A 19,685-nucleotide genomic window follows, 5' to 3' on the forward strand; every position below is an offset into this window, starting at 1 on the left:
ACGGTGAAATCAGGCGGTCAGCAGCTCGCCGATCTGGCGTAGACCGCTCAGATCGTGCACGTCGTCCGCCAGTGCGGGCACCTCGACGGTCTTGATGGAGCGGTGACCTCGGCGGAAGCGTTCGGCCCGCTTGTGGTCGCCAACGACCTGCTGCATCTTGTCCGCGTGCAACCGCAGTACGGCGGCCGTCAGCGGCGACTTGTCCGCTTCCTGCAGCTTCTCGGCTGCAGCGAGTGACCGCTCCGCTGACAGTTCTGGCGCCTGCGTGTTCGTCACCCGGTTCAGCACGACGCCGGCCAGCGGCATTCCCTCGGCCCGCAGCCGCTCCGCAAAGTACGACGCCTCCCGCAGCGCATCGTTCTGCGGGGCGGCCACGACGAGGAACGCGGTGTGCGGCTCGCGGAGCAGCGCGACCGTCTGCTCGGCACGCTGCCGGAACCCGCCGAACAACGTGTCGAACGCCGCCACGAACGTCTGTACGTCGGTCAGCACCTGAGCGCCGAGGACCTTGTTCAGCACCGACATCGCCATGTTCACGCCGGCCGACATCAGCTTGAACGGGCCACGCGCCGGCGCCAGCAGCAGCCTGAGGAAGCGGCCCTCGAGCAGCGACGCCAACCGCTCGGGCGCGTCCAGGAAGTCCAGCGCCGACCGCGACGGGGGAGTGTCCACCACGATCAGGTCCCACTCGCCGGTCCGCCCGGCCTGCTTGTGCAGCTGCCCGAGCTTCTCCATCGCCATGTACTCCTGCGTCCCCGCGAACGACGAGGAAAGCGCTTGATAGAAGGGATTCGCGAGAATCTGCTCGGCCTTCTCCGGCGTCGCGTGCTGCAGGACGACGTCGTCGAACGTCCGCTTCATGTCCAGCATCATCGCGTCCAGCCGGCCGCCGTTCTCGGCGTTCACCTCGGCCACCGCGCGCGGGGTGTTGTCGAGCTCGGTCAGTCCCAGGGACTGCGCGAGCCGCCGGGCCGGGTCGATCGTGAGTACGACGACCTTCCGCCCGCGTTCCGCCGCGCGCAGACCGAGCGCGGCCGCGGTCGTGGTCTTCCCGACCCCGCCGGAACCACAGGTGACGATGATCCGCGTTTCGGCGTCGTCGATGAGTGCGTCCAGATCCAGGTTCATGCCCGGAACTCCTCGGCCAGGTCGATCAGGGTGCCTTGGTCGATGCCGTCCGGTTGCAGCGTCAGCTCCGTCACCTGTTTGCCCAGGGCATCGATCCGGTCGCGGTTCTCGCGTTCGAGCCCGACCCGGATCGCGTGGTCGTGCGCCTCGCTCGCGAGGGTCTTCACCAGGTCGTCGCCGATCGTCAGGCCGGCCGCCTTCAGGCCTCTGGTCAGCTCGGCGGTGGGCAGTTTCTCCTTCACCGCAAGGGCGAGCGCGTCGTCGTCGAGCGGGCTGTTGCGGACCATGTTCACCACGATCGACCCGATCCGCAGGTCCAGTGCCTCCAGTTGCCCGACCGCGTCGAGGGTCTCCTGGACCGGCATCTCCTCGAGCAGCGTGACCAGATGCACCCGGGTGATGTCCGAGCGCAGCATGCCCATGATCGCGTCCGCCTGGTTGCGGATCGGTCCGACCTTGGCGAGTCCGGCGACCTCGGTGTTCACGTTCAGGAACGGCGCGATCCGCCCGGTCGGCGGGGCGTCCACCACCACGGCGTCGTACGCGAGCTTCCCGTGCTCCTTGCGGCGGGTGGCCTCGTACACCTTGCCGGTGAGCAGTACGTCGCGGAGCCCGGGGGCGATCGTGGTGACGAAGTCGATCGCGCCGACCTTCTCGAGCGCCTTCCCGGCGCGGCCGAGGTGGTAGTACATGTCGAGGTACTCCAGCAGCGCGGCCTCGGCGTCCACGGCCAGCGCGAACACGTCACCGCCACCGGGGCCCTGCGCGATCCGGCGTTCGACGTACGGCAGGGGTGGTACGTCGAAGAGCTGGGCGAGGCCCTGACGGCCCTCGACCTCGACCAGAAGGATCCGCTTGCCCTGCTCCGCCAGCGCGAGCGCCATGGCGGCCGCGACGGTGGTCTTCCCGGTGCCGCCCTTGCCGGTCACCACGTGCAGTCGCGCCATAGGTCCCAGGGTAGGACGTGCTCCACGACACACCGTTCCTGACCGGGGCGGTGGGGTGGGGGAGGCCTCGGTACAGTCCCCTTCATGAAGAAGTTCGAGTACTTCACCGCGCCGCTGCTGGTCCACTCGACCAAGGAGATCCTGGACAACTTCGGCCAGGACGGCTGGGAGCTGGTCCAGGTCGTCCCGGGCATGAACCCGGAGAACCTGGTCGCCTACTTCAAGCGGGAGATCGAGGACAAATGAGCCACCCCGAGGAGAAGCTCGCCGAGCTCGGCCTGAAGCTGCCCGACGTGGCCAAGCCGGTCGCCGCGTACGTCCCGGCCGTCCGGACCGGTGACCTGGTCTACACGTCCGGCCAGCTGCCGCTGCGCGAGGGCACGCTGATCGCCACCGGCAAGGTCGGCGACGCGGTCACGGCGGAGGTCGCCGGCGAGTGCGCCCAGCAGTGCGCGCTGAACGCGCTGGCTGCGGTCAAGGCGGAGATCGGCGACCTGGCGAACGTGAAGCGGATCGTGAAGGCAGTCGCGTTCATCGCCTCCACGCCGGACTTCACCGGTCAGCCGCAGGTCGCGAACGGTGCCTCCGAGCTGTTCGGCCAGGTGTTCGGCGCCGCCGGGCAGCACGCCCGCAGCGCCGTCGGCGTACCGGTTCTCCCGCTCGACGCCCCGGTCGAGGTCGAACTGATCGTCGAGGTCGGCTGACCACTCGTGCGGGACCTGAAGTCGCAGCTGATGACCGGCCGGATGGCCGAGGTCGCCCTCGAGTACGCCGCGGGCGCCCGCACGCCGGCCGAACCCCGCCCGGCATCCACGGTCATCCTGCTGCGCGACGCGCCGCGTCCGGAGGTCTACCTGCTGCGGCGGCAGCGGACGATGGCGTTCGCTGCCGGGATGACCGTGTTCCCGGGGGGACGGGTCGACGCGACGGATTCCACGGTTGCGGACTCCTGGTCGGGGCCGTCGCCGGAGTGGTTCGGCGAGCGGCTCGGCTGCTCGGCGGAGACGGCAGCGGCGTACGTCGCCGCCGCCGTCCGCGAGACCTTCGAGGAGTCGGGTGTCCTGCTGGCCGGACCGTCGAAGGACTCTGTCGTCGGCGACACCACCGGAGCCGACTGGGAGGCCGACCGGGTCGCCCTGGAAACGCGTGAGCTGGGGTTCTCGGAGTTCCTGCACCGGCGCGGGCTGGTCCTGCGCGCCGACCTGCTCGGCCCCTGGGCGCACTGGATCACCCCGGAGTTCGAGCCCAAGCGGTACGACACCGCGTTCTTCGTCGCCGCACTCCCCGAGGGGCAGGTCACCCGAGACGTGACGAGCGAGTCCGACCAGGTCACGTGGATCCGCCCGGCGGACGCGGTCTCGGCCGTCGACGCGGGCGAGGTGCTGATGCTGCCCCCGACGTACATCTGCTGCCACGAACTCTCGCAGTACGACGATGTCGCGGCGATCCTGGCCGCCGCCGGCGAGCGTGAGATCCGGGCGATCATGCCCACCGTGCGTGTCGACGGCGACCTGGCCTATCTGGAGACCACATGAACGTCACTGAGTACGCCACCCTGGTGCGGGCCGACAACCCCGGCCTGATGACGCTGGACGGCACCAACACCTGGATCCTGCGCGCCCCGGACGCGGAGCAGTCGGTGGTCGTCGACCCCGGCCCGATGCTGGAGGACCACCTCCGCGCGGTCCTGGACGCGGCCGGCAAGGTCGCCGTCGTACTGCTGACCCACAAGCACCCGGACCACTCCGAGGGCGCCGCGTGGTTCGCCAACCAGGCCGGCTGCGGCGTACGGGCGGTGGATCCCGAGTTCCGCATCCCCACCGACCACGCCCACGGCCTGGCGGAGGGCGACGTGATCACCGCCGACGGCCTCCGGATCGAGGTCCTCCCGACCCCCGGCCACACCCTCGACTCGGTCTGCTTCTGGCTCCCCCAGGACGGCTCGCTCCTCACCGGAGACACCGTCCTCGGCCGCGGTACGTCGGTCGTCGCGTACCCGGACGGTGCCCTGGGCCCCTACCTCGACTCCCTCGAACGCCTCCGAGCCTTCGCGAACTCCCCAGCCGACGTACTCCGCCTACTCCCCGGCCACGGCCCCGTGATCGACGACCCCTCCGACGTCCTCACGTACTACCTGGACCACCGCCAAGATCGCCTGGCCCAGGTCCGAGCCGCCATCGCCGAAGGCCACACCACCCCCGAGTCGATAGTCGAACACGTCTACGCCGACGTACCCCAATCCCTCTGGCCCGCCGCCGAACGCTCCGTCCGCGCCCAACTCGACTATTTGGCTGGCTGACCCACCAATTTGCCTGGCTGACCCATCAAATCGGGGGTTTGTGACCCGGAACCCGGGTGAGTAACCCCCGATTTGATGGGTCAGCCAGGCAAATTGGGGTTATCCACAGATACGACGGGAGGCGCCCCGGGACCGCGTGGCTCAGTTGATGCTGGAGGCATGAACCTCAGGCTGAAGGCGGTCGCCGACAAGCAGGGCAGCGTGTTCAGTCGTCGGCAGGCTCTCGGGTCCGGGTACACGCCCGAGCAGATCCAGGACCGCCTGCGCGACGGCCGATGGGAGCGAGTTCGCCACGGCCAGTACGTCGAGCGCGCAGACCTGAAGCACCTGCCGCCATGGGAACGTCAACTTCTGCTCCACCGGCGGCTGGTGTACGCGGCTGTCAACGCGATGCGGCCCGGTACGGCGATAGTCAGCCACCACTCGGCGCTCGTCGTCCACAATGTGCCGGTCTGGGATGTGGACCTCAACGAGGTGCAATTGACGAGGTCGAATTCGGCCCGCAGCGGCTCGGCTGCCGGCGTCAGACATCACCACGGCCAACTGACCAGCGACGCCGTCATCGAGTTCGACAACCTGATTGTCACCTCGGTCGCTCGATCCCTCGTCGAGACCGCGGCCACGGCGTCCTTCGAAGCTGCAGTGGTGAGCGCCGACGCCGTACTGCGGAATCGCCTCGTGCCCGATGCCCAGTTGCGCAGCGTGGTCGCGCAGACCGAGTTCTGGCCCGGTGGGCCGACCGTCCGGTCCGCTCTGGCTTTCGCGAGTCCGCTAGCGGAGTCAGTGGGTGAGTCGCGGCTGCGGGTGCTGATCCATCAGCAAGGCCTCCCGGTGCCGGAGCTTCAGGCGGTCTTCAATGACGCGGACGGCTTCATCGGCCGGGTCGACTTCTACTTCCCGGAGCATCGCACGATCGTCGAGTTCGACGGCCTGTCGAAGTACGCCGATGGGTCGAGCGTGGTGCTGATCCAGGAGAAGGCCCGCGAGGACCGGCTGCGCGCTCTGGGTCTGCAAGTGCTCAGGCTCACCTGGGAGGATCTCGCGCATCCGGCCCGTACGGCGATGCTCATCCGGCGGGCCTTCGCCCGGTCCCGGGAGACGCACCAGGCTGGGTAGCCCACCAAATCGGGGGTTCCACACCCATATCAAGGGTGTGGAACCCCCGAACTCGCTGGTCAGCCAGCCAAATTGGTGGGTCAGCCAGGCAAATTGGTGGGTCAGCCAGCCAAATTGGTGGGTCTGCCAGGCAAATTGGTGGGTCTGCCAGGCAAATGAGGAGGGGGTTAGCGGGCGCGGCGTTGGAGGCGGTCTACGTCTAGGAGGACTACTGAGCGGGGCTCGAGGCGGACCCAGCCGCGGGAGGCGAAGTCGGCGAGGGCCTTGTTGACGGTTTCGCGGGAGGCGCCGACCAGTTGGGCGAGCTCCTCCTGGGTGAGGTCGTGGTGGACGTGGACGCCGTCGTCGGCGGTGCGGCCGAAGCGGCTCGCGAGGTCCAGGAGGGCCTTCGCGACCCGGCCCGGTACGTCGGAGAAGACGAGGTCGGCCACTACGTCCGAGACCTTGCGCAGCCGGCCGGCCAGCTGCAGCAGCAGGCCGCGCGCGACCGCGGGGCGGCCGTCCAGCCAGCGGAGCAGCTCGTCGTGGGTCAGCGACATCAGCTGGGCGTCGGTGACGGCGGTGACCGTCGCGGACCGCGGTCCCGGGTCGAACAGCGACAGCTCACCGAACATCTGGCCCGGCCCGAGCACGGCGATCAGGTTCTCCCGGCCGTCGGCGGAGGTGCGGCCCAGCTTGACCTTGCCCTCGACCACGACGAACAGCCGGTCACCGGAATCGCCCTCGTGGAACAGCACCTGACCGCGGCGCAGCCGGCTCTCGGTCATCGAGGCGGCCAGGGCGTCGGCCGCCTCGTCGTCGAGCTGACTGAACAGCGGTGCCTGTCGGAGCACTGCGGCATCCACTTCTGGGCCTCCTAGGACCTTCGACCACGACTACGAACGTGGGATCCGCCACGTCCGTCGACCGATATGTGTACACCCGGTCGCCCCAAAACCGTAGCTCCTCGGGTATCGGCACCGCCATGTAGGCTCGCCCCGACTCGCCGGAGCACCCCTCCAGCGCCCGTCCTGGCCGGGCGGCGCGGGCTGTCGGCGGGCGGACGTAGGCTGGCCTGCATGCCATCCCCGCTTGCCGCGGAACCAGTCCCGGGCGCCCTCCCGACGGTCTCGCTGAACCTCCCCCGCAAGGCCCCGGTGTACGTCGACGAGACGCATACCCAGCTGGTCCGCCGGGCCCGGAAGATGCACAAGGTACTGACCGACACCTACCCCGACGCGCACTGCGAGCTGGACTTCACCAACCCGCTCGAGTTGCTGGTGGCCACCATCCTGTCGGCCCAGACCACCGACGTCATGGTGAACAAGGTGACCCCCACGCTGTTCGCGAAGTACCCGACCGCGCAGGCGTACGCCGAGGCCGACCGGGACGAGATGGAGGCGATCCTCAAACCGACCGGATTCTTCCGGGCGAAGACCAACAGCGTGATGAAGCTCGGCCAGGCGCTCGTCGACGACTACGACGGCGTCGTACCGAACAAGCTCGCGGAGCTCGTGAAGCTCCCCGGCACCGGCCGGAAGACGGCGAACGTGGTTCTCGGCAACGCGTTCGGCGTCCCGGGGATCACCGTCGACACGCACTTCGGCCGGCTGGTCCGCCGGTTCGGCTGGACCGCCGAGGAGGACCCGGTCAAGGTCGAGCACATCATCGGCGACCTGTTCCCGAAGAAGGACTGGACGATGCTGTCGCACCGGCTGATCTTCCACGGCCGCCGGCGCTGCCACGCGAAGAAGCCGGCCTGCGGCGCCTGCCCGATCGCCCAGTGGTGCCCGTCGTACGGCACCGGCCCCACTGACTACCAGGCCGCGGCGAAGCTGGTGAAGACGCCGGCGTGAAACTTCGATCCGGTACGTCGTTCCGCAGCGCGCGATCGCCCTTCGTGGGGGCGGTCGCGTTGGTGCTGTCGGTGACACTGGCGGCGTGTGGATCGGAGCAAGCAGGTGACAGCGGTACGCCGTCGTCCGGGCGGAGCGCGGTGGCGGGAGCGGACAAGCTCAAGGCCTGCCCGGCGGCGCCCTCGAAACCACCGGTCAGCAACGGGCTGCCGGACATCAGCCTGCCGTGTCTCGGCAGCGGTCCGGACGTCCGGCTCGCCGATCTCCGGGGGCCGCTGGTGATCAACGTGTGGGCGCAGTGGTGCGGCCCGTGCCGCGACGAAGCGCCGTACCTGGCCGCGCTCGCGAAGTCGGGCAAGGTCACGATGCTGGGGATCGACTACGACGACCCGCGGCCGGAGCTCGCGGTGAAGTTCGCCGGCGAGGAGGGCCTGGCCTATCCGCATGTCATCGACCAGGACAAGCAGATCCAGCGGGCGCTGAAGGTCGGCGGCCCGCCGCTGACCGCGTTCGTCGACGACAAGGGCGAGGTCGCCTACGTGCACCGCGGCGTACTGACGTCCCAGGAGCAGCTCGACACGTTGCTCAAGGAGAAGCTCGGGGTGACGCCATGATGGACGTGGAGATCCCGGAGTGGCTGCGACCGTTGGCGAAGGCGTCCGAGGACGTGGATCCGAACGTGCTGTCGCGGTTCCTGCCGCCGGACGACCCGTCGGTGCGCAAGTCCGCCGTCCTGATCTTGCTTGCTGACGGCAACGACGGACCGGAGGTGCTGCTCACCGAGCGGGCCTGGACGCTGCGCAAGCACGCCGGGCAGATGGCGTTCCCGGGCGGCGGCGCCGACCCGGAGGACGGGCCCGGGGAGAGCGGTCTGGTCCGCACCGCGCTGCGCGAGGCCGAGGAGGAGACCGGCCTCGACCCGAACGGCGTCGTACCGTTCGCGATCTGGCCGGCGCTCTGGGTACCGGTGAGCAACTTCGGCGTGTCGCCGGTGCTGGCCTGGTGGCGGGAGCCGTCACCGGTCGCGGTGGTCGACCCGGCCGAGGTCGCGTCCGTGCACGAGGTGCCGATCAGCGCGCTCGCCGACCCGGCGAACCGGATCAGCTGCCTGCATCCGAGCGGCTTCACCGGCCCGGCGTTCACCGTCGGTGACCTCTACATCTGGGGGTTCACGGCCGGGTTGCTGGACAAAATGCTGCAGCTCGGCGGCTGGTATCGCGACTGGGACCCCTCGAACGTCGTACCGTTGCCCGACCGACTGGTCGAGGCGGCCTGGCGGAGCGAGGGACGACGGCCGGAGGACGTGCGGCGGATGACCGCCATCGAGCACGATCTCGGCCGGGCGCCAGGTGACAAGTCGGAAGGCGTGGAATGAGCTGGCTCGACTGGGCGGTGCTGGGTACGGCGGCACTTGTGGCGATCTCGGGGTACGTCGAAGGATTCGTGCTCGGGGCGTGCGCCACCCTCGGCCTGCTCGGCGGCGCGGCCATCGGCGTCTGGGGCGTGCCGAAAGCGCTGGACCATTTCTCACCGAGCGTGACGGTGTCGTTCGCGGCGCTGGTGCTCGTGGTGGGGCTCGCCGCGCTCGGGCGAATGCTCGGGGCGCTGGTCGGCGCCAAGGTGCGGAGACGGTTGTCCTGGCGGCCGGTGCGGTTCCTGGACGCGCTCGGCGGTGCAGTACTTGCAGCGGCGAGCGTGCTGATCGTGGCCTGGGTCCTCGGCGTCGCGGTGAGCGGTGCCCGGATCCCGAGCGTCACGTCCGCCGTCCGCGGGTCGGAGGTGCTCGCGAAGGTGGACGAAGTACTGCCGAGCAGTGCCGACCGCGCGTTGCAGTCGTTCAACGACGTGGTCAACACGGACCTGTTCCCGCGGTTCCTCGACCCGTTCGTGCCGGAGCGGATCCGGGAGACGCAGCCGCCGGACAGCGCGATCGCCCGGCAGCAGTCGGTCCGCGACGCGTACACCAGGATCGCCAAGGTCACCGGTGTCGCCAGCTGCTCGCGCGGTCTTGAGGGCAGCGGGTTCGTCTACGCGCCGAAGCGCGTGATGACCAACGCGCACGTCGTCGCCGGGGTCAGCTCGCCGCAGGTCGAGGTGAACGGGAAGAAGTACGACGCGAAGGTCGTGGTGTTCGACCCGGAGACCGACATCGCGGTGCTGTATGTGCCGAAGATGACCGAGACGCCGCTGTCCTTCGACTTCACCGGTAAGGCCGACGACCCGGCGGTCGTGCTCGGCTACCCGGAGAACGGTCCGTTCGACTCCGAGCCGGCCCGGATCCGCTCCGAGGAACGGCTCCGCGGCCCGGACATCTACGGCGACAAGACGGTCACCCGCGAGGCGTTCTCGATCTGGGCCTCGGTCCGTCCCGGCAACTCCGGTGGTCCGCTGCTGTCCGCGAAGGGCGTCGTGTACGGCGTGGTCTTCGCGGCCTCCGTCGAGGACAACCGCACCGGCTACGTCCTCACCGCCCAACAGGTCGCCGCGGACGCCCGCGCCGGCACCTCCGCCACCCAAGAGGTCTCCACCCAGTCCTGCACCTGATGCAGCAGATCGCGGTGGTCACCGCGTTGAAGAACTGTGGCGGTGACTGCGAGTGAGGTGGGGCGTGAGTTGTCGTTCGACGAGTTGGTAGCGGCGAACGAGCAACCGTTGCTGCGGTTCGCCGTCATGCTGACCGGCGGACGGCACAGTGCGGAGGACCTGGTCCAGACCGTCTTTACGCGGGCGTACCGCAAGTGGAGCCGGATCAGCGAGGTCGATCAGCCCGAGGCCTATTTGCGCCGAATGGTGCTCAACGAGTTCCTCAGCTGGCGACGGCTGCTGAAGCACGGCGAGCTGCCGGTCGCCGAGCCCCGCGACGTACCAACCGACGAGGACATCGGCACCCGTCAGGCCCAGCGCGACGCCGTCTGGCAGCTGCTGGCCAGGCTGCCCCGCAAGCAGCGCGCCGTGCTCGTCCTGCGGTACTACGAGGACCTTCCGGACGACGAGATCGGCAAGCTTCTCGACGTCACCCCGAGCACCGTCCGTTCCAACGCATCCCGAGCCCTGGCGGCTCTTCGCGACCAACTGCCCGCAGAGGAGGCCTGACATGACGAAGCCGACCCGGCTGACCGACGACGAGCTCGGCGACCTCCTCCGGGAAACCTTCGCCGAGCACGAGACCTTGACCGATCACTTGCCCGAGGCAAGCAAGCGCCGAAGCCACGGCCCGGTCCTGCTCGCGGCCGCCGCCGTCCTCGTGGTGCTCGTCGGAGTCCTGTACGGCGTCAACCGCCCCGGCCACTCCGATCCGCCACCGACGGCGACGCCGGCTGCCACGCCGGCGGTCTCTGAGGACGGCCGCATCTGGGCTGTCGCCGTCGTCTCGATCGCGCGCCTGGCCGAACCCTCCGACGGCTGGCAGGTCGTGCAGGTGTTCGGGCAAGGGCAGCGTGCGCACACCCAAGTGCTGAAAGCATCCCCGGCCCCGGTCGTGACGTTCTCCGCCGCCGCGAAGGCACGGATCGAGGAAGCGGTCCGGCCGCTGGCGCCGGTCGCGTGGGGTGGTGGCGTGGACGAGTCCTGCACCGCCCGACGGGTTGCGACCGTCACGGTCGGCCCCGTGGCCAGCAAGGCCGACCACAAGGAAGTACCCACCAGCATCTTCTACGACTGCGGCCGCGGCTCGATCCTGACCTACCGGATCGAGAAGGTGGACGGCAGCTGGAAGGTCACCGGCACCGTCGGCGGTGTCACCGGCGTTCTGCCTGTGGGCGGATGTCCTTCAGCCAGTCCACGAGAAGGGTGTTGAACAGGTCCGGGGCTTCTTCGTGCGGGAAGTGGCCGGCGGGGGTGATGAGTTCGTGGCGCAGCGGTGCCGTGACCAGGTCCGGGGGTGTGGTCACGGTGGGGGAGACCGCTGCGTCCTGTGCTCCGTGGATTTGCAGGACGGGTACGGCGACCGGCGTACGCATCTTGGCCGAGTACTTCCGCCCGTCCGGCCGCAACCGGGACCGGGCGAACCACCGGTGGTACTCGAGCGCGCAGTGCGGCGCCGGCCACACCTGGAGCGCGGACCGATAGCGCCGTGACGCCTCCGAGTCCGGGAACGTCCCGCCGGGCGCGGCCCAGGCGCGGAGCAGGCGCTCGATGTGAATCCCGTCGTGCGCCAGCAGCCGGCGTTCGGGCAGGATCGGCAGCTGGAACCACGCGCTCCGCGTCAGCGCCTTCGTCTGCCCGGACCGGGTGAGCATCAGCGGGTGCGGCGCCGAGACGGCAGCCAGTCCCCGGACCTGCCGTGGCGTCAGTACGGCGGCAGACCACCCGATGAACCCGCCCCACCCGTGTCCGACGATCACCGCGTCCGTCGCGCCGAGCGACCGGATCACCCCGGACACGTCGGCGGCCGCGGTGTACGGGTCATAACCACGAGGCGTCTTGTCGCTGGCGCCGTACCCCCGCAGGTCCATCGCCACCGCGCGGTATCCGGCAGCCGCGACAACGGGCAGTTGGTGCCGCCAGGCCCACCAGAACTCGGGGAAGCCGTGCAGGAAAAGGACGAGCGGATCGTTCGCCGCGCCACACTCCGCGACGTGGAACCGGGCCCCGTTGGCCGCGACCAGGGAGTGCGACCAGGGGCCGTCGACCAGCAGGTCGACGACTCCTGCCGGGCTCAGCGCCGTACGCCCGACTCGGGCAAGGCGTACGTCTCGTCGTCGCCCTTGCCGATCGCCTTGAGGGCCTCGACCGATTCCTTCGAGGTCTCGATCGTCCGCGTCGGACCCTTCGCGCTCTTCAGCGCCCGCATCCCGATGAAGACCAGGATCGCGCCGATCAGCAGGAACGCGCCGGCGACGATCAGGAACGCGATGGCCGGGTGCAGGCCGGCAGCGGTCAGGCCGTACGCCGCTGAGATGCACAGCAGGATGACCGCGAGCAGCGCCAGGAACGCGGCCGCCGCGAACATCCCGGCTCCGGTTCCGGCCGCGATCGCGGTTTTCTTCAGCTCGGTCTTCGCGAGTTCGAGCTCGCTGCGGACCAGGCTGGACAGGTCCTTGCTGGCATTCGCAACCAGCTGGCCGACCGTGGGCTCGTCCCCGTTCATCGACATCGCGACTCCTTCCCGCACGTCCCTGCCTTGACACTACCGTCAGTGCCCGCGGGTCAATCGGTGTACGCGCGGTTCCGGCGAGCCAGGAGCAGGGCGGCGATCAGCGCGGCCAGCACCGAGGCGATCAGTACGGCGGCCTTCGCGCGCTCGACCTGGGCGGCGTCCGACCCGAACGCGAGCTGCGCGATCAGCAGCGCGACCGTGAACCCGATCCCGGCCAGCACCGACACCGCGGCGACGTCCCGCCAGGCCAGATCGGAGTTCAGCTCGGCTCGAGTGAAGCGCGCAGTCAACCACGATCCGCCGAACACCCCGATCGTCTTCCCGGCCAGCAACCCGGCGACGATGCCGATCGCGACCGGGTCGGTGAGCAACTGCCGTACGGCGCTGCCGCTGAGCGTCACCCCGGCGGCGAACAACGCGAACAGCGGTACGGCGACAGCCGCGGACCAGGGCCGCAGCCGGTGCTCGATCCGCTCGGCCGGCGCCTCGTCCTCGCCGGGATCCGCGACCACCCGCGTGACGAGCCCGAGCGCGACGCCGGCGATCGTTGCGTGGATCCCCGACTCGTGCATGAACCACCAGGCGGCGATCGCGATCGGCACGTAGAGGAACGGCGTACGGACGCGGCGGCGCTGGAGGACGTACCAGAGCGCGATCAGGGCGACCGCGGCGAGCAGCTGGAACACGTGGAACCCGTGCGAGAAGAACACGGCGATGACCAGGATCGCGCCGAAGTCGTCGACCACGGCGAGCGTGAGCAGGAACGCCCGTAGCGCGCTCGGCAGCGACGAGCCGACGATCGCCAGGACGGCGAGCGCGAACGCGATGTCGGTTGCCGTCGGCACCGCCCAGCCGTGCGGCTTGCCGTCGTTCGCCACCAGGTTGGTGATCAGGTAGATGATTGCCGGGAGCACCATTCCGGCGATCGCCGCGACCACCGGGACGACGGCCTCGTTGAGTTTCGACAGGGTGCCGACCACGAGCTCGCGCTTCAGCTCGACCCCGGCCAGGTAGAAGAACAGCGCCAGCGCGCCGTCGGAGGCCCAGGCCTCGACGGTCAGCGGGCCGAGCTGCACCTCGCGCAGGTGGTGGTACGCGTCCTGCCAGGGCGAGTTCGCCCAGACCAGCGCGACCACGGCCGCGGCGAGCAGCAGCAGACCGCCGGTCGTCTCGGCGCGCAGCGTGTCGGCGAGAAAGGCTCGCTCACGGCCGAGAATGCGGGGGAATGCGCGCTTACGCTGCCGGATCCGTGGGTGCTCGCTCATGGACGGCCCTTCATTCGGGGTCGGTCGGACGGACTGCCGACCAGACTTCCCGGCGCACCAACACTATTCTAACGTCTCCCGAGCGCTACTCCTGAAGCAGTTCGGCGAGCGCCTCGAAGTCCGCGACAGTGTGGTTCGGTGCGCTGAACACCTTCGGGTACGGCGTGGTGCGGCGGTCGATGTAGAAACCCTGGAGCCCGGCGCGCTGGGCCCCGTCGATGTCCCACGGGTGCACGGCCGCCAGACCCATCCGTTCCACGGGCACTCCGCAGACCTCGGCGGCGTACCGGTAGGCATCGGCGTGCGGCTTCCAGCGTTGCGGCACCGACACGTCGAGCCGGTGCTCGATCAAGGGCAGGATGCCGCCGTCCCGGAACACGTTTTCGGACATCGCCGCCGAACCGTTGGTCAGGGTGACGATGCGCACGCCGGCCTCGTGGATCTTGTGCAGCCCCGGTGCGACGTCGGCGTGCAGCGGCAGGCGGGTGAATCCGGAAAGTACGTTCCCGACGGTTTCCTCGGTGGGCTCGATCCCGGCAGCGACGAGCTGCGCCTCCAGGAGTCCAGCGGCCAGGTCGCGGAAAGCGGCGTACCCGTCGACCGCGGTCAGTGCGAACCCGTCCCGCAACGTCGCGGCGAACCACGCCTCGAGGCTGTGCCGGGGCAGCCCGGCCGCCGCGAATCCGTCCCGCAGCGGCTCCATATCGGTCAGCGTCTCGTTGACGTCGAGCACCAGTACGTCGATCATCACGGCTCCTCGCTATCTTGGATCGGTCGTTCCAAGATATGATGCCGGGTATGCCGGATGTCAAACATTTCGACGAGGCGGAAGCACTGGCCGCCGTCGAGCAGCTGTTCTGGCGCCGTGGAAGTGCGGCGACCGGGATCCAGGACGTGGTCGCGGCGACCGGGCTGAGTCGGTCGAGCCTCTACAACGCGTTCGGCGGCAAGGACGACCTGTATGCGGCGGCCGCCCGGCGGTACCTCGACCACCGGTCGCGGCCGATGTTCGACCAGTTGGCCGCGGACGGCCGCGGGCTCGTTGCGGTGCGCGCGTTCTTCGAACAGTTGCTGCGGTTGCGGTGTTCGGGGGAGTACGCCGGCTGGGGGTGCATGATGGCGAACGCGAACGCCGAGAGCCCGCCGGACGCCGTACGGGCGGTGCTGTCGGAGCATCACGCCGTACTGCGGGATTCGCTGGCCGCCGCGCTGAAGGTTGCTCAGGGCAACGGGGAGTTGCGGTCCGGGGTCGAGGTGTCGGGGGCGGCGGAGTTGCTGACGCTGCTCGCGTATGCAATCAACTTGCGTTCGCGGTCGGGTGCGACGCGGGCGCAGTTGCGGTCTGCGGTCAACGCGGCGCTGGCTGCGCTTGCTAGCTGATCCATGCCAGCGGATCCGGGCCCTTCGGGACGATGCCGGTCGGGTTGATGTTGTCGTGGGTGACGTAGTAGTGCCGCTTGATCTGGTCGAAGTCGACGGTCTCGCCGAAGCCGGGGAGCTGGTACAGGCGGCGCGCGTACGCCCACAGGTTCGGGAACTCGGTGAGCTTCTGCCGGTTGCACTTGAAGTGCCCGTGGTACACCGCGTCGAAGCGGACGAGTGTCGTGAACAGCCGGACGTCCACCTCGCGGAACGTGTCACCGAGGAGGTAGGTGCGGTCCGCGAGCCGTTCCTCCAGTACGTCGAGCCGCGCGAACAGTACGTCGTACGCCGCGTCGTACGCCTCCTGGCTGGTCGCGAAACCACAGCGGTAGACGCCGTTGTTCACGTCCCGGTAGATCTCCTCGATCAACTGGTCCATCTCCGCGCGATCGGCCGGAATCAGTTGCGGGGCGTCGGCGCGGTGGAACGCGGTCCACTCGGTGGACAGGTCGAGAGTGATCTGCGGGTAGTCGTTCGTGACCACCTCGCCGGTCGTGGTGTCGACGATCGCGGGCACCGTCACGCGGCCGTCGTACGACGGGTCGGTGCGCAGGTACGCCTCGGACAGGTACTGGATGCCCAGCACCGGATCGCGATCGTCCGGGTCGAGCGTGAAGCGCCAGCCGCGCTCGTCGCGGACCGGGTCCACGACCGCGAGACTGATCGCGTCCTCGAGGCCGAGCAGCCGGCGGACGATGATCGAGCGGTGCGCCCACGGGCAGGCGAGGCTGACGACCAGCCGGTACCGCCCCGGCTCGACCGGCCAGCGGCCCTGGTCGTCCGGTCCTTCTCCGGGCGCCGCCGTCGAGTCGCGGGAGATCCGGCCGGTGAATCTGTTGCCCTGCCGCGTCCATTCGCCGGTCGACGACGTCTCCTGCACGAACTGCCCCAGGGTCATAGCGCTAAAACTACCCCCCGCTGGGAATTGACTGGGCCTGTGGATCGTCACTGGCCGTGAGGCGGCACCGGACGTTACAGTCAGGCTGACAAGGACGTCCGGGACAACGTGGTCGCGGGCCCCTTGCGCGGTACGACACACCGCGGTCCGCGCCCCCCGGCACTGGTTTGCCGGGCAAATTCCCAGGGATACTGACCTCATGGCCCGCCCACGGAACAACCCAGGCGACCTCGCCGAGCTCCCTACCGAGCTGCGGACCGATCGTCCGAAGGGTGACCAGATTCGCGAGATTCTGGAGAACCTCACCCGCTCGCTGGCCGTCGGCACCGTGCTGCCGTCCGAGCGCGTCCTCGCCGAGCGTTTCGGCGTCGCCCGGATGACCGTCCGGCAGGAGGTCGACCGCGTCGTGGCCGAGGGCCTGGCCAACCGCCGCCCCGGCGGCGGCACCTTCGTCTCAGAACCGCGCCCGTCCCGGATGCTCGCGTCCTCGTTCAGCCAGGACATGATCAACCGCGGCATCGAGCCCGGCGCCAAGGTCCTCGAACACCGCGTCGGCGCGGCCGACGAGCACCTCGCCCGCGAACTCGAAGAGGCCGTCGGCGCACCGGTCCTGCACCTGGTCCGCCTGCGCACCGCCGACGGCGACCCGATGGCGGTCGAACGCACCGCCCTCTCCCTGAACCGCTACCCCGGCCTGGACGAGATCGACTTCGCCGAGAAGTCCCTCTACACGGTCCTCGCCACGCGGTACGGCGTCACGCTCGGCATGGTCTCCGCCTCGATCGTCGCCGCCCCACCGGAGCCCGGCGACGCCGAACTCCTGGAGATCGACAGCTCCACCCCCTGCCTGATCATCACCTCGGCCCCCCGCACCGCCACGGACCAGGTGATCGAATTCGGCCGCTCCATCTACCGCTCAGACCGCTACGACATAACAGTCGCCTACCGCGCCACCTGAGCAAGCTGCGGCGATGGGCTGACCGCGATCAGCCCCGGCCTTGTACGCAGTCGCTCGCCAACGACTGCCAACTGTGGTGCGGGCGACCGCAGCAGCTGAGGCCAGCAAGTCTGAGCCGGGTGAGGGTGCCGCGTTCAGCGGATGGCTGAGCGTTCGTCGGTGCGAATCAAGAACTGGGGATAGGCAATGGTGACCTGGAACAGGTCATGCCGTATCTCCAGTCCCCACCGAGGGTGCGGTGTTCCCGGAGGACCGAAGGAAGCGGCTGCGGAGCACGCGTGGGCTAGACGTTCAGGCTGCGTAGGACGTTGGGGGCTTGGCCGCGGGTGGTCAGGTTGGTGACTACTTCTACGGTTAGGGCCTGGAGGAGCAGGGCGCCTACCAGGGTGGACGTGGCGCCGGTGGGTTCCGGCGTACCGGGGACTTTGATGAGGGCGTCGCCTGGTACGCCGCAGTTGTCGATGACGACGTCTGCGGTTTCGAAGAGGCGTTGGCCGCCGGGGGCGCGGGAGGTGGTCGCGTTCGAGTGGGCCAGTGAGGTCAGGGCGATCACCTTGACACCGCGTTCGCGGGCGCCGAGGGCGAATTCGACGGGTACGGCGTTCCGTCCGGAGTTCGATGCGATGAGCAGTACGTCGCCTGCTTCGAGCGGATTGATCTCCAGCAGTACCTCGGCCAGGCCGGGGAGGCGTTCGAGGAGCGAGCTCTTCTGCAGGCCCTCGTGCAGCATCAGTCCCGGTTCGAGGATCGCCCGTACGTCGGCCAGCCCGCCGGCGCGCCCGTACAGCTCCTCGGCCAGCGTGTGGCTGTGCCCCGTCCCGAACACCCAGAACGTCTTCCCGTCGGCGAGCGCGTCGGCGACCAGCCCCGCCGCCACCCGGATCGCGCCCAGTTGCGTCTCGGCCGCCTGCTGCGCGATCGCCAACGCCTTACCCAAGTACTCCTCAGCCCCAGCCATACGCCGAACTTATCGTCCGTACGTCGACGCCCGCGACCCACCCGTCTAGACCACTACCCCGATCGCCGTGCGGTGGTGCTCCGGGTGGTCTGCCTCGTCGACGAGTGCGACCGCGAAGTCGGCGTACGAGATCAGCTCCTGGGCATCGGCCGGTGCCACGCGATAGCGCCCCTTCTGGGACGGATCGGCGTGGTCGAAGTCCCCGGTCGGCGCGATCGAGACCCAGTCGAGGGACGACGCCGCGAACACGTCCAGCGCCGCCTGGTGGGACAGGAAGAACGACCGGTACTCCCGCGGGTATCCCTCGGTGTCCATCAGCAACGTCCCGTCCGCGGTCGGGAGGATCGACGCCAAACCAACCCACACGAGCCGCCGTACGCCGGCCTTCTCGAGCCCGTCGACGAGGGCCTGAGCAGCCCGCGGGAAGAACTCACCCGGGTCGCTCCCGCCGTCGTACACCCCCGCGATCACCGCGTCACACCCCGCCGCCAACTCCGCAACCCGCCGGGCATCCGTCACATCCCCCACAACCAACCCCGCATCCCCCGCGACGCGCTCGGCAGTGGTCGTACGGGCGACGCCGACCACGGAATACCCACGGTTCTGGGCCTCCGTGACGGCCGCCGACCCGGCGCGTCCGCGGGCGCCGATCACCAGAATCTTGCTCACCGCAACCTCCTCGACAAGTGGTACGGCGACCGTAGAAGGGAGCGTGGTTACCGATTGGATACCTTGGTGAGCATGACGGGGCTGCGAGCGGACATGTTCGAGGAGATCTGCCCGTCGACGCTGCTCCCGTTCCGGGTCGGCACCGACAAATGGGCGGGCATGGTGCTGCGCTGCCTGGAGGACGGCCCGCGCCGGTACTCCGAGCTGCGCGTCCCGCTCGCCCGGATCAGCCCGAAGATGCTGACCCAGTCGCTGCGGGGACTCGAGCGTGACGGGTTCGTTCAGCGGACGGCGTACGAGCGCCGCGTCACGTACGAGCTCACCGACCTCGGCCGCAGCCTGCTCGAACCGCTACGGCTGATGTGTGCCTGGGCCGAGGACCACTGGGACGAACTCCTGGACGCCCGCGAATCGTAGGTCAGGCCAACGTCGGTGGAAGCGAACCGTTGACGACCTAGACTGCGCGGGTGGATGAGCAGACCCCGACCGCCCTGACCGAATTGCCGAGCTGGTTGCTGACCCAGAGTGCGTCCCAGGCGCACCGCATCGTCACCGAGTCGTTCGCCGCCGGAGGTGCGCGGGCGTACCACTTCCGGCTGCTCGCGACGCTGGTGGAGTTCGGTCCGGCCAGTCAGGCGGCCCTCGGCCGCCGCAGCTCGATCGACCGCAGCGATGTGGTTGCCGCGCTCAACGAACTCGAGGCCGAGGGGTACGTCGAGCGCAGCGCCGACCCGGCCGACGGCCGTCGTAACGTCATCACGATCACCACGGCCGGCAAGCGCCAGTACCGTCGGCTGACGAACCTGGTCGGCAAGGCGCAGGAGGAGATCTTCGCCCCGCTGTCGGCCACCGACCGTACGCGGCTGACCACGATCCTCGGCAAGCTCCTCGCCTACCACCAGGAGTAGCTCAGAGCGGAAGCTGGGCGCGGGCCGCCTTCTGCGTCCGGCGAACGCGCAGCTCACGGGCGTGCACCCGGCGGCGCGCGGCCCGCGAGATCTTCGGGCGTTCCTCGGCGGCGAGAGTCGGCATCTGGACCATCGGCTGCATCGGGTTCACGTACTGTCCGATGCATGTTCGGCCCGTTTGGTT

General features: G+C 69.4%; 26 protein-coding genes. 15 read left to right on the forward strand and 11 right to left on the reverse strand.

What is annotated here, in order from left to right:
- Window positions 1–9: 9 nt before the first annotated feature.
- Both bagB and bagA read right to left on the reverse strand, forming a co-directional pair.
- Window positions 10–1,128 carry an ArsA family ATPase gene (gene bagB, locus E0H45_RS13600; RefSeq protein ID WP_131337476.1) on the reverse strand — a complete coding sequence of 373 codons (1,119 nt, stop codon included), beginning with the start codon at window positions 1,126–1,128 and terminating at the stop codon, window positions 10–12.
- Window positions 1,125–2,075: an ATPase BagA gene (bagA, locus tag E0H45_RS13605; RefSeq protein ID WP_131337477.1), complete on the reverse strand. Its 951-nt coding sequence runs from the start codon at window positions 2,073–2,075 to the stop codon at window positions 1,125–1,127. The genes bagB and bagA overlap by 4 nt, the downstream gene beginning before the upstream one ends.
- An 84-nt stretch (window positions 2,076–2,159) precedes the next feature.
- Here bagA and E0H45_RS13610 point away from each other — a divergent pair, with 84 nt between their 5' ends.
- The 5 genes from E0H45_RS13610 to E0H45_RS13630 all read left to right on the forward strand — a co-directional run bounded on the left by E0H45_RS13610 (window position 2,160) and on the right by E0H45_RS13630 (window position 5,490).
- Window positions 2,160–2,321 carry a Sp36 family protein gene (locus E0H45_RS13610; RefSeq protein WP_130386959.1) on the forward strand — a complete coding sequence of 54 codons (162 nt, stop codon included), beginning with the start codon at window positions 2,160–2,162 and terminating at the stop codon, window positions 2,319–2,321.
- On the forward strand, window positions 2,318–2,779 hold the full coding sequence (locus E0H45_RS13615; protein ID WP_131337478.1) for a RidA family protein: 462 nt from the start codon (window positions 2,318–2,320) through the stop codon (window positions 2,777–2,779). Before E0H45_RS13610 ends, E0H45_RS13615 begins: the two co-directional genes overlap by 4 nt.
- A 6-nt stretch (window positions 2,780–2,785) precedes the next feature.
- Entirely contained in the window at window positions 2,786–3,610 is an 825-nt protein-coding gene (locus E0H45_RS13620; protein ID WP_238154947.1) for an NUDIX hydrolase, read from the forward strand.
- Window positions 3,607–4,374 carry an MBL fold metallo-hydrolase gene (locus E0H45_RS13625; protein ID WP_131337479.1) on the forward strand — a complete coding sequence of 256 codons (768 nt, stop codon included), beginning with the start codon at window positions 3,607–3,609 and terminating at the stop codon, window positions 4,372–4,374. Before E0H45_RS13620 ends, E0H45_RS13625 begins: the two co-directional genes overlap by 4 nt.
- 159 nt (window positions 4,375–4,533) lie before the next feature.
- Window positions 4,534–5,490 carry a type IV toxin-antitoxin system AbiEi family antitoxin domain-containing protein gene (locus tag E0H45_RS13630; protein WP_131337480.1) on the forward strand — a complete coding sequence of 319 codons (957 nt, stop codon included), beginning with the start codon at window positions 4,534–4,536 and terminating at the stop codon, window positions 5,488–5,490.
- A gap of 167 nt (window positions 5,491–5,657) precedes the next feature.
- Here E0H45_RS13630 and E0H45_RS13635 read toward each other — a convergent pair whose 3' ends face one another.
- A complete protein-coding gene (locus E0H45_RS13635; RefSeq protein ID WP_130386963.1) occupies window positions 5,658–6,335 on the reverse strand; it encodes a Crp/Fnr family transcriptional regulator in 678 nt (225 codons plus the stop codon).
- A 213-nt stretch (window positions 6,336–6,548) separates the two neighbouring features.
- Between E0H45_RS13635 and nth the strand changes: the two genes are divergently transcribed.
- From nth to E0H45_RS13665, 6 genes are read left to right on the forward strand one after another with little or no spacing between them, the layout of a single operon-like run.
- Window positions 6,549–7,325, forward strand: a complete 777-nt coding sequence (gene nth, locus E0H45_RS13640; protein WP_131337481.1) for an endonuclease III — start codon at window positions 6,549–6,551, stop codon at window positions 7,323–7,325.
- Window positions 7,322–7,939, forward strand: coding sequence for a TlpA family protein disulfide reductase (locus tag E0H45_RS13645; RefSeq protein WP_238154948.1), 618 nt, complete (start codon window positions 7,322–7,324; stop codon window positions 7,937–7,939). The genes nth and E0H45_RS13645 overlap by 4 nt, the downstream gene beginning before the upstream one ends.
- Window positions 7,936–8,700: an NUDIX hydrolase gene (locus tag E0H45_RS13650; protein WP_131337482.1), complete on the forward strand. Its 765-nt coding sequence runs from the start codon at window positions 7,936–7,938 to the stop codon at window positions 8,698–8,700. The genes E0H45_RS13645 and E0H45_RS13650 overlap by 4 nt, the downstream gene beginning before the upstream one ends.
- Window positions 8,697–9,869 (forward strand): MarP family serine protease, encoded by a 1,173-nt coding sequence (locus E0H45_RS13655; protein ID WP_131337483.1) that lies wholly within the window; start codon window positions 8,697–8,699, stop codon window positions 9,867–9,869. The genes E0H45_RS13650 and E0H45_RS13655 overlap by 4 nt, the downstream gene beginning before the upstream one ends.
- A 42-nt stretch (window positions 9,870–9,911) precedes the next feature.
- On the forward strand, window positions 9,912–10,418 hold the full coding sequence (locus E0H45_RS13660) for a SigE family RNA polymerase sigma factor (RefSeq protein ID WP_238154949.1): 507 nt from the start codon (window positions 9,912–9,914) through the stop codon (window positions 10,416–10,418).
- A 1-nt stretch (window position 10,419) separates the two neighbouring features.
- Window positions 10,420–11,121 carry a hypothetical protein gene (locus E0H45_RS13665; protein WP_131337485.1) on the forward strand — a complete coding sequence of 234 codons (702 nt, stop codon included), beginning with the start codon at window positions 10,420–10,422 and terminating at the stop codon, window positions 11,119–11,121.
- On the opposite strand, the gene E0H45_RS13670 is transcribed toward E0H45_RS13665, so the two are convergent.
- The 4 genes from E0H45_RS13670 to E0H45_RS13685 form a co-directional block, all read right to left on the reverse strand.
- Window positions 11,063–11,986 (reverse strand): alpha/beta fold hydrolase, encoded by a 924-nt coding sequence (locus E0H45_RS13670; protein WP_131337794.1) that lies wholly within the window; start codon window positions 11,984–11,986, stop codon window positions 11,063–11,065. The genes E0H45_RS13665 and E0H45_RS13670 overlap by 59 nt on opposite strands.
- The gene (locus E0H45_RS13675; protein WP_131337486.1) at window positions 11,983–12,420 is read right to left on the reverse strand and encodes a phage holin family protein; all 438 of its coding nucleotides are present in this window, start codon (window positions 12,418–12,420) and stop codon (window positions 11,983–11,985) included. Before E0H45_RS13675 ends, E0H45_RS13670 begins: the two co-directional genes overlap by 4 nt.
- 53 nt (window positions 12,421–12,473) lie before the next feature.
- Window positions 12,474–13,688, reverse strand: coding sequence for a Na+/H+ antiporter NhaA (gene nhaA / locus E0H45_RS13680; protein WP_131337487.1), 1,215 nt, complete (start codon window positions 13,686–13,688; stop codon window positions 12,474–12,476).
- A gap of 85 nt (window positions 13,689–13,773) precedes the next feature.
- Entirely contained in the window at window positions 13,774–14,436 is a 663-nt protein-coding gene (locus tag E0H45_RS13685) for a haloacid dehalogenase type II (protein ID WP_131337488.1), read from the reverse strand.
- 50 nt (window positions 14,437–14,486) lie between these two features.
- On the opposite strand from E0H45_RS13685, the gene E0H45_RS13690 reads away from it, so the two are divergent.
- A complete protein-coding gene (locus E0H45_RS13690; RefSeq protein WP_131337489.1) occupies window positions 14,487–15,068 on the forward strand; it encodes a TetR/AcrR family transcriptional regulator in 582 nt (193 codons plus the stop codon).
- On the opposite strand, the gene E0H45_RS13695 is transcribed toward E0H45_RS13690, so the two are convergent.
- Window positions 15,061–16,008 carry a glutathione S-transferase family protein gene (locus E0H45_RS13695; RefSeq protein ID WP_131337490.1) on the reverse strand — a complete coding sequence of 316 codons (948 nt, stop codon included), beginning with the start codon at window positions 16,006–16,008 and terminating at the stop codon, window positions 15,061–15,063. The genes E0H45_RS13690 and E0H45_RS13695 overlap by 8 nt on opposite strands.
- Window positions 16,009–16,207: 199 nt before the next feature.
- Between E0H45_RS13695 and E0H45_RS13700 the strand changes: the two genes are divergently transcribed.
- Entirely contained in the window at window positions 16,208–16,966 is a 759-nt protein-coding gene (locus E0H45_RS13700; RefSeq protein ID WP_131337491.1) for a GntR family transcriptional regulator, read from the forward strand.
- Between the two features lie 283 nt (window positions 16,967–17,249).
- On the opposite strand, the gene E0H45_RS13705 is transcribed toward E0H45_RS13700, so the two are convergent.
- On the reverse strand, window positions 17,250–17,924 hold the full coding sequence (locus tag E0H45_RS13705) for an SIS domain-containing protein (protein ID WP_131337492.1): 675 nt from the start codon (window positions 17,922–17,924) through the stop codon (window positions 17,250–17,252).
- Between the two features lie 45 nt (window positions 17,925–17,969).
- On the reverse strand, window positions 17,970–18,593 hold the full coding sequence (locus E0H45_RS13710; protein WP_131337493.1) for an NAD(P)-dependent oxidoreductase: 624 nt from the start codon (window positions 18,591–18,593) through the stop codon (window positions 17,970–17,972).
- Window positions 18,594–18,665: 72 nt separating this feature from the next.
- On the opposite strand from E0H45_RS13710, the gene E0H45_RS13715 reads away from it, so the two are divergent.
- Together E0H45_RS13715 and E0H45_RS13720 are read left to right on the forward strand one after the other, a co-directional pair.
- A complete protein-coding gene (locus tag E0H45_RS13715) occupies window positions 18,666–19,010 on the forward strand; it encodes a winged helix-turn-helix transcriptional regulator (protein WP_131337494.1) in 345 nt (114 codons plus the stop codon).
- Window positions 19,011–19,060: 50 nt separating this feature from the next.
- A complete protein-coding gene (locus tag E0H45_RS13720; protein WP_131337495.1) occupies window positions 19,061–19,501 on the forward strand; it encodes a MarR family winged helix-turn-helix transcriptional regulator in 441 nt (146 codons plus the stop codon).
- Between the two features lies 1 nt (window position 19,502).
- Here the strand turns inward: E0H45_RS13720 and E0H45_RS42455 are convergent, their stop codons facing one another.
- Complete coding sequence (locus E0H45_RS42455; protein ID WP_165546428.1) at window positions 19,503–19,643, reverse strand: hypothetical protein; 141 nt, start codon at window positions 19,641–19,643, stop codon at window positions 19,503–19,505.
- Between the last annotated feature and the right edge of the window lie 42 nt (window positions 19,644–19,685).

Origin of the sequence: Kribbella soli (genome assembly GCF_004331345.1) — a bacterium.
Lineage (GTDB): Bacteria > Actinomycetota > Actinomycetes > Propionibacteriales > Kribbellaceae > Kribbella > Kribbella soli.

What these genes read in the sequence shown, in the direction of transcription:
- bagB (WP_131337476.1), bottom strand. Translation starts at nt 1,128, where the DNA reads ATGAACCTGGATCTGGACGCACTCATCGACGACGCCGAAACGCGGATC.
- bagA (WP_131337477.1), bottom strand. Translation starts at nt 2,075, where the DNA reads ATGGCGCGACTGCACGTGGTGACCGGCAAGGGCGGCACCGGGAAGACC.
- E0H45_RS13610 (WP_130386959.1), top strand. Translation starts at nt 2,160, where the DNA reads ATGAAGAAGTTCGAGTACTTCACCGCGCCGCTGCTGGTCCACTCGACC.
- E0H45_RS13615 (WP_131337478.1), top strand. Translation starts at nt 2,318, where the DNA reads ATGAGCCACCCCGAGGAGAAGCTCGCCGAGCTCGGCCTGAAGCTGCCC.
- E0H45_RS13625 (WP_131337479.1), top strand. Translation starts at nt 3,607, where the DNA reads ATGAACGTCACTGAGTACGCCACCCTGGTGCGGGCCGACAACCCCGGC.
- E0H45_RS13630 (WP_131337480.1), top strand. Translation starts at nt 4,534, where the DNA reads ATGAACCTCAGGCTGAAGGCGGTCGCCGACAAGCAGGGCAGCGTGTTC.
- nth (WP_131337481.1), top strand. Translation starts at nt 6,549, where the DNA reads ATGCCATCCCCGCTTGCCGCGGAACCAGTCCCGGGCGCCCTCCCGACG.
- E0H45_RS13650 (WP_131337482.1), top strand. Translation starts at nt 7,936, where the DNA reads ATGATGGACGTGGAGATCCCGGAGTGGCTGCGACCGTTGGCGAAGGCG.
- E0H45_RS13655 (WP_131337483.1), top strand. Translation starts at nt 8,697, where the DNA reads ATGAGCTGGCTCGACTGGGCGGTGCTGGGTACGGCGGCACTTGTGGCG.
- E0H45_RS13665 (WP_131337485.1), top strand. Translation starts at nt 10,420, where the DNA reads ATGACGAAGCCGACCCGGCTGACCGACGACGAGCTCGGCGACCTCCTC.
- E0H45_RS13675 (WP_131337486.1), bottom strand. Translation starts at nt 12,420, where the DNA reads ATGTCGATGAACGGGGACGAGCCCACGGTCGGCCAGCTGGTTGCGAAT.
- nhaA (WP_131337487.1), bottom strand. Translation starts at nt 13,688, where the DNA reads ATGAGCGAGCACCCACGGATCCGGCAGCGTAAGCGCGCATTCCCCCGC.
- E0H45_RS13685 (WP_131337488.1), bottom strand. Translation starts at nt 14,436, where the DNA reads ATGATCGACGTACTGGTGCTCGACGTCAACGAGACGCTGACCGATATG.
- E0H45_RS13690 (WP_131337489.1), top strand. Translation starts at nt 14,487, where the DNA reads ATGCCGGATGTCAAACATTTCGACGAGGCGGAAGCACTGGCCGCCGTC.
- E0H45_RS13695 (WP_131337490.1), bottom strand. Translation starts at nt 16,008, where the DNA reads ATGACCCTGGGGCAGTTCGTGCAGGAGACGTCGTCGACCGGCGAATGG.
- E0H45_RS13700 (WP_131337491.1), top strand. Translation starts at nt 16,208, where the DNA reads ATGGCCCGCCCACGGAACAACCCAGGCGACCTCGCCGAGCTCCCTACC.
- E0H45_RS13705 (WP_131337492.1), bottom strand. Translation starts at nt 17,924, where the DNA reads ATGGCTGGGGCTGAGGAGTACTTGGGTAAGGCGTTGGCGATCGCGCAG.
- E0H45_RS13715 (WP_131337494.1), top strand. Translation starts at nt 18,666, where the DNA reads ATGACGGGGCTGCGAGCGGACATGTTCGAGGAGATCTGCCCGTCGACG.
- E0H45_RS42455 (WP_165546428.1), bottom strand. Translation starts at nt 19,643, where the DNA reads ATGCAGCCGATGGTCCAGATGCCGACTCTCGCCGCCGAGGAACGCCCG.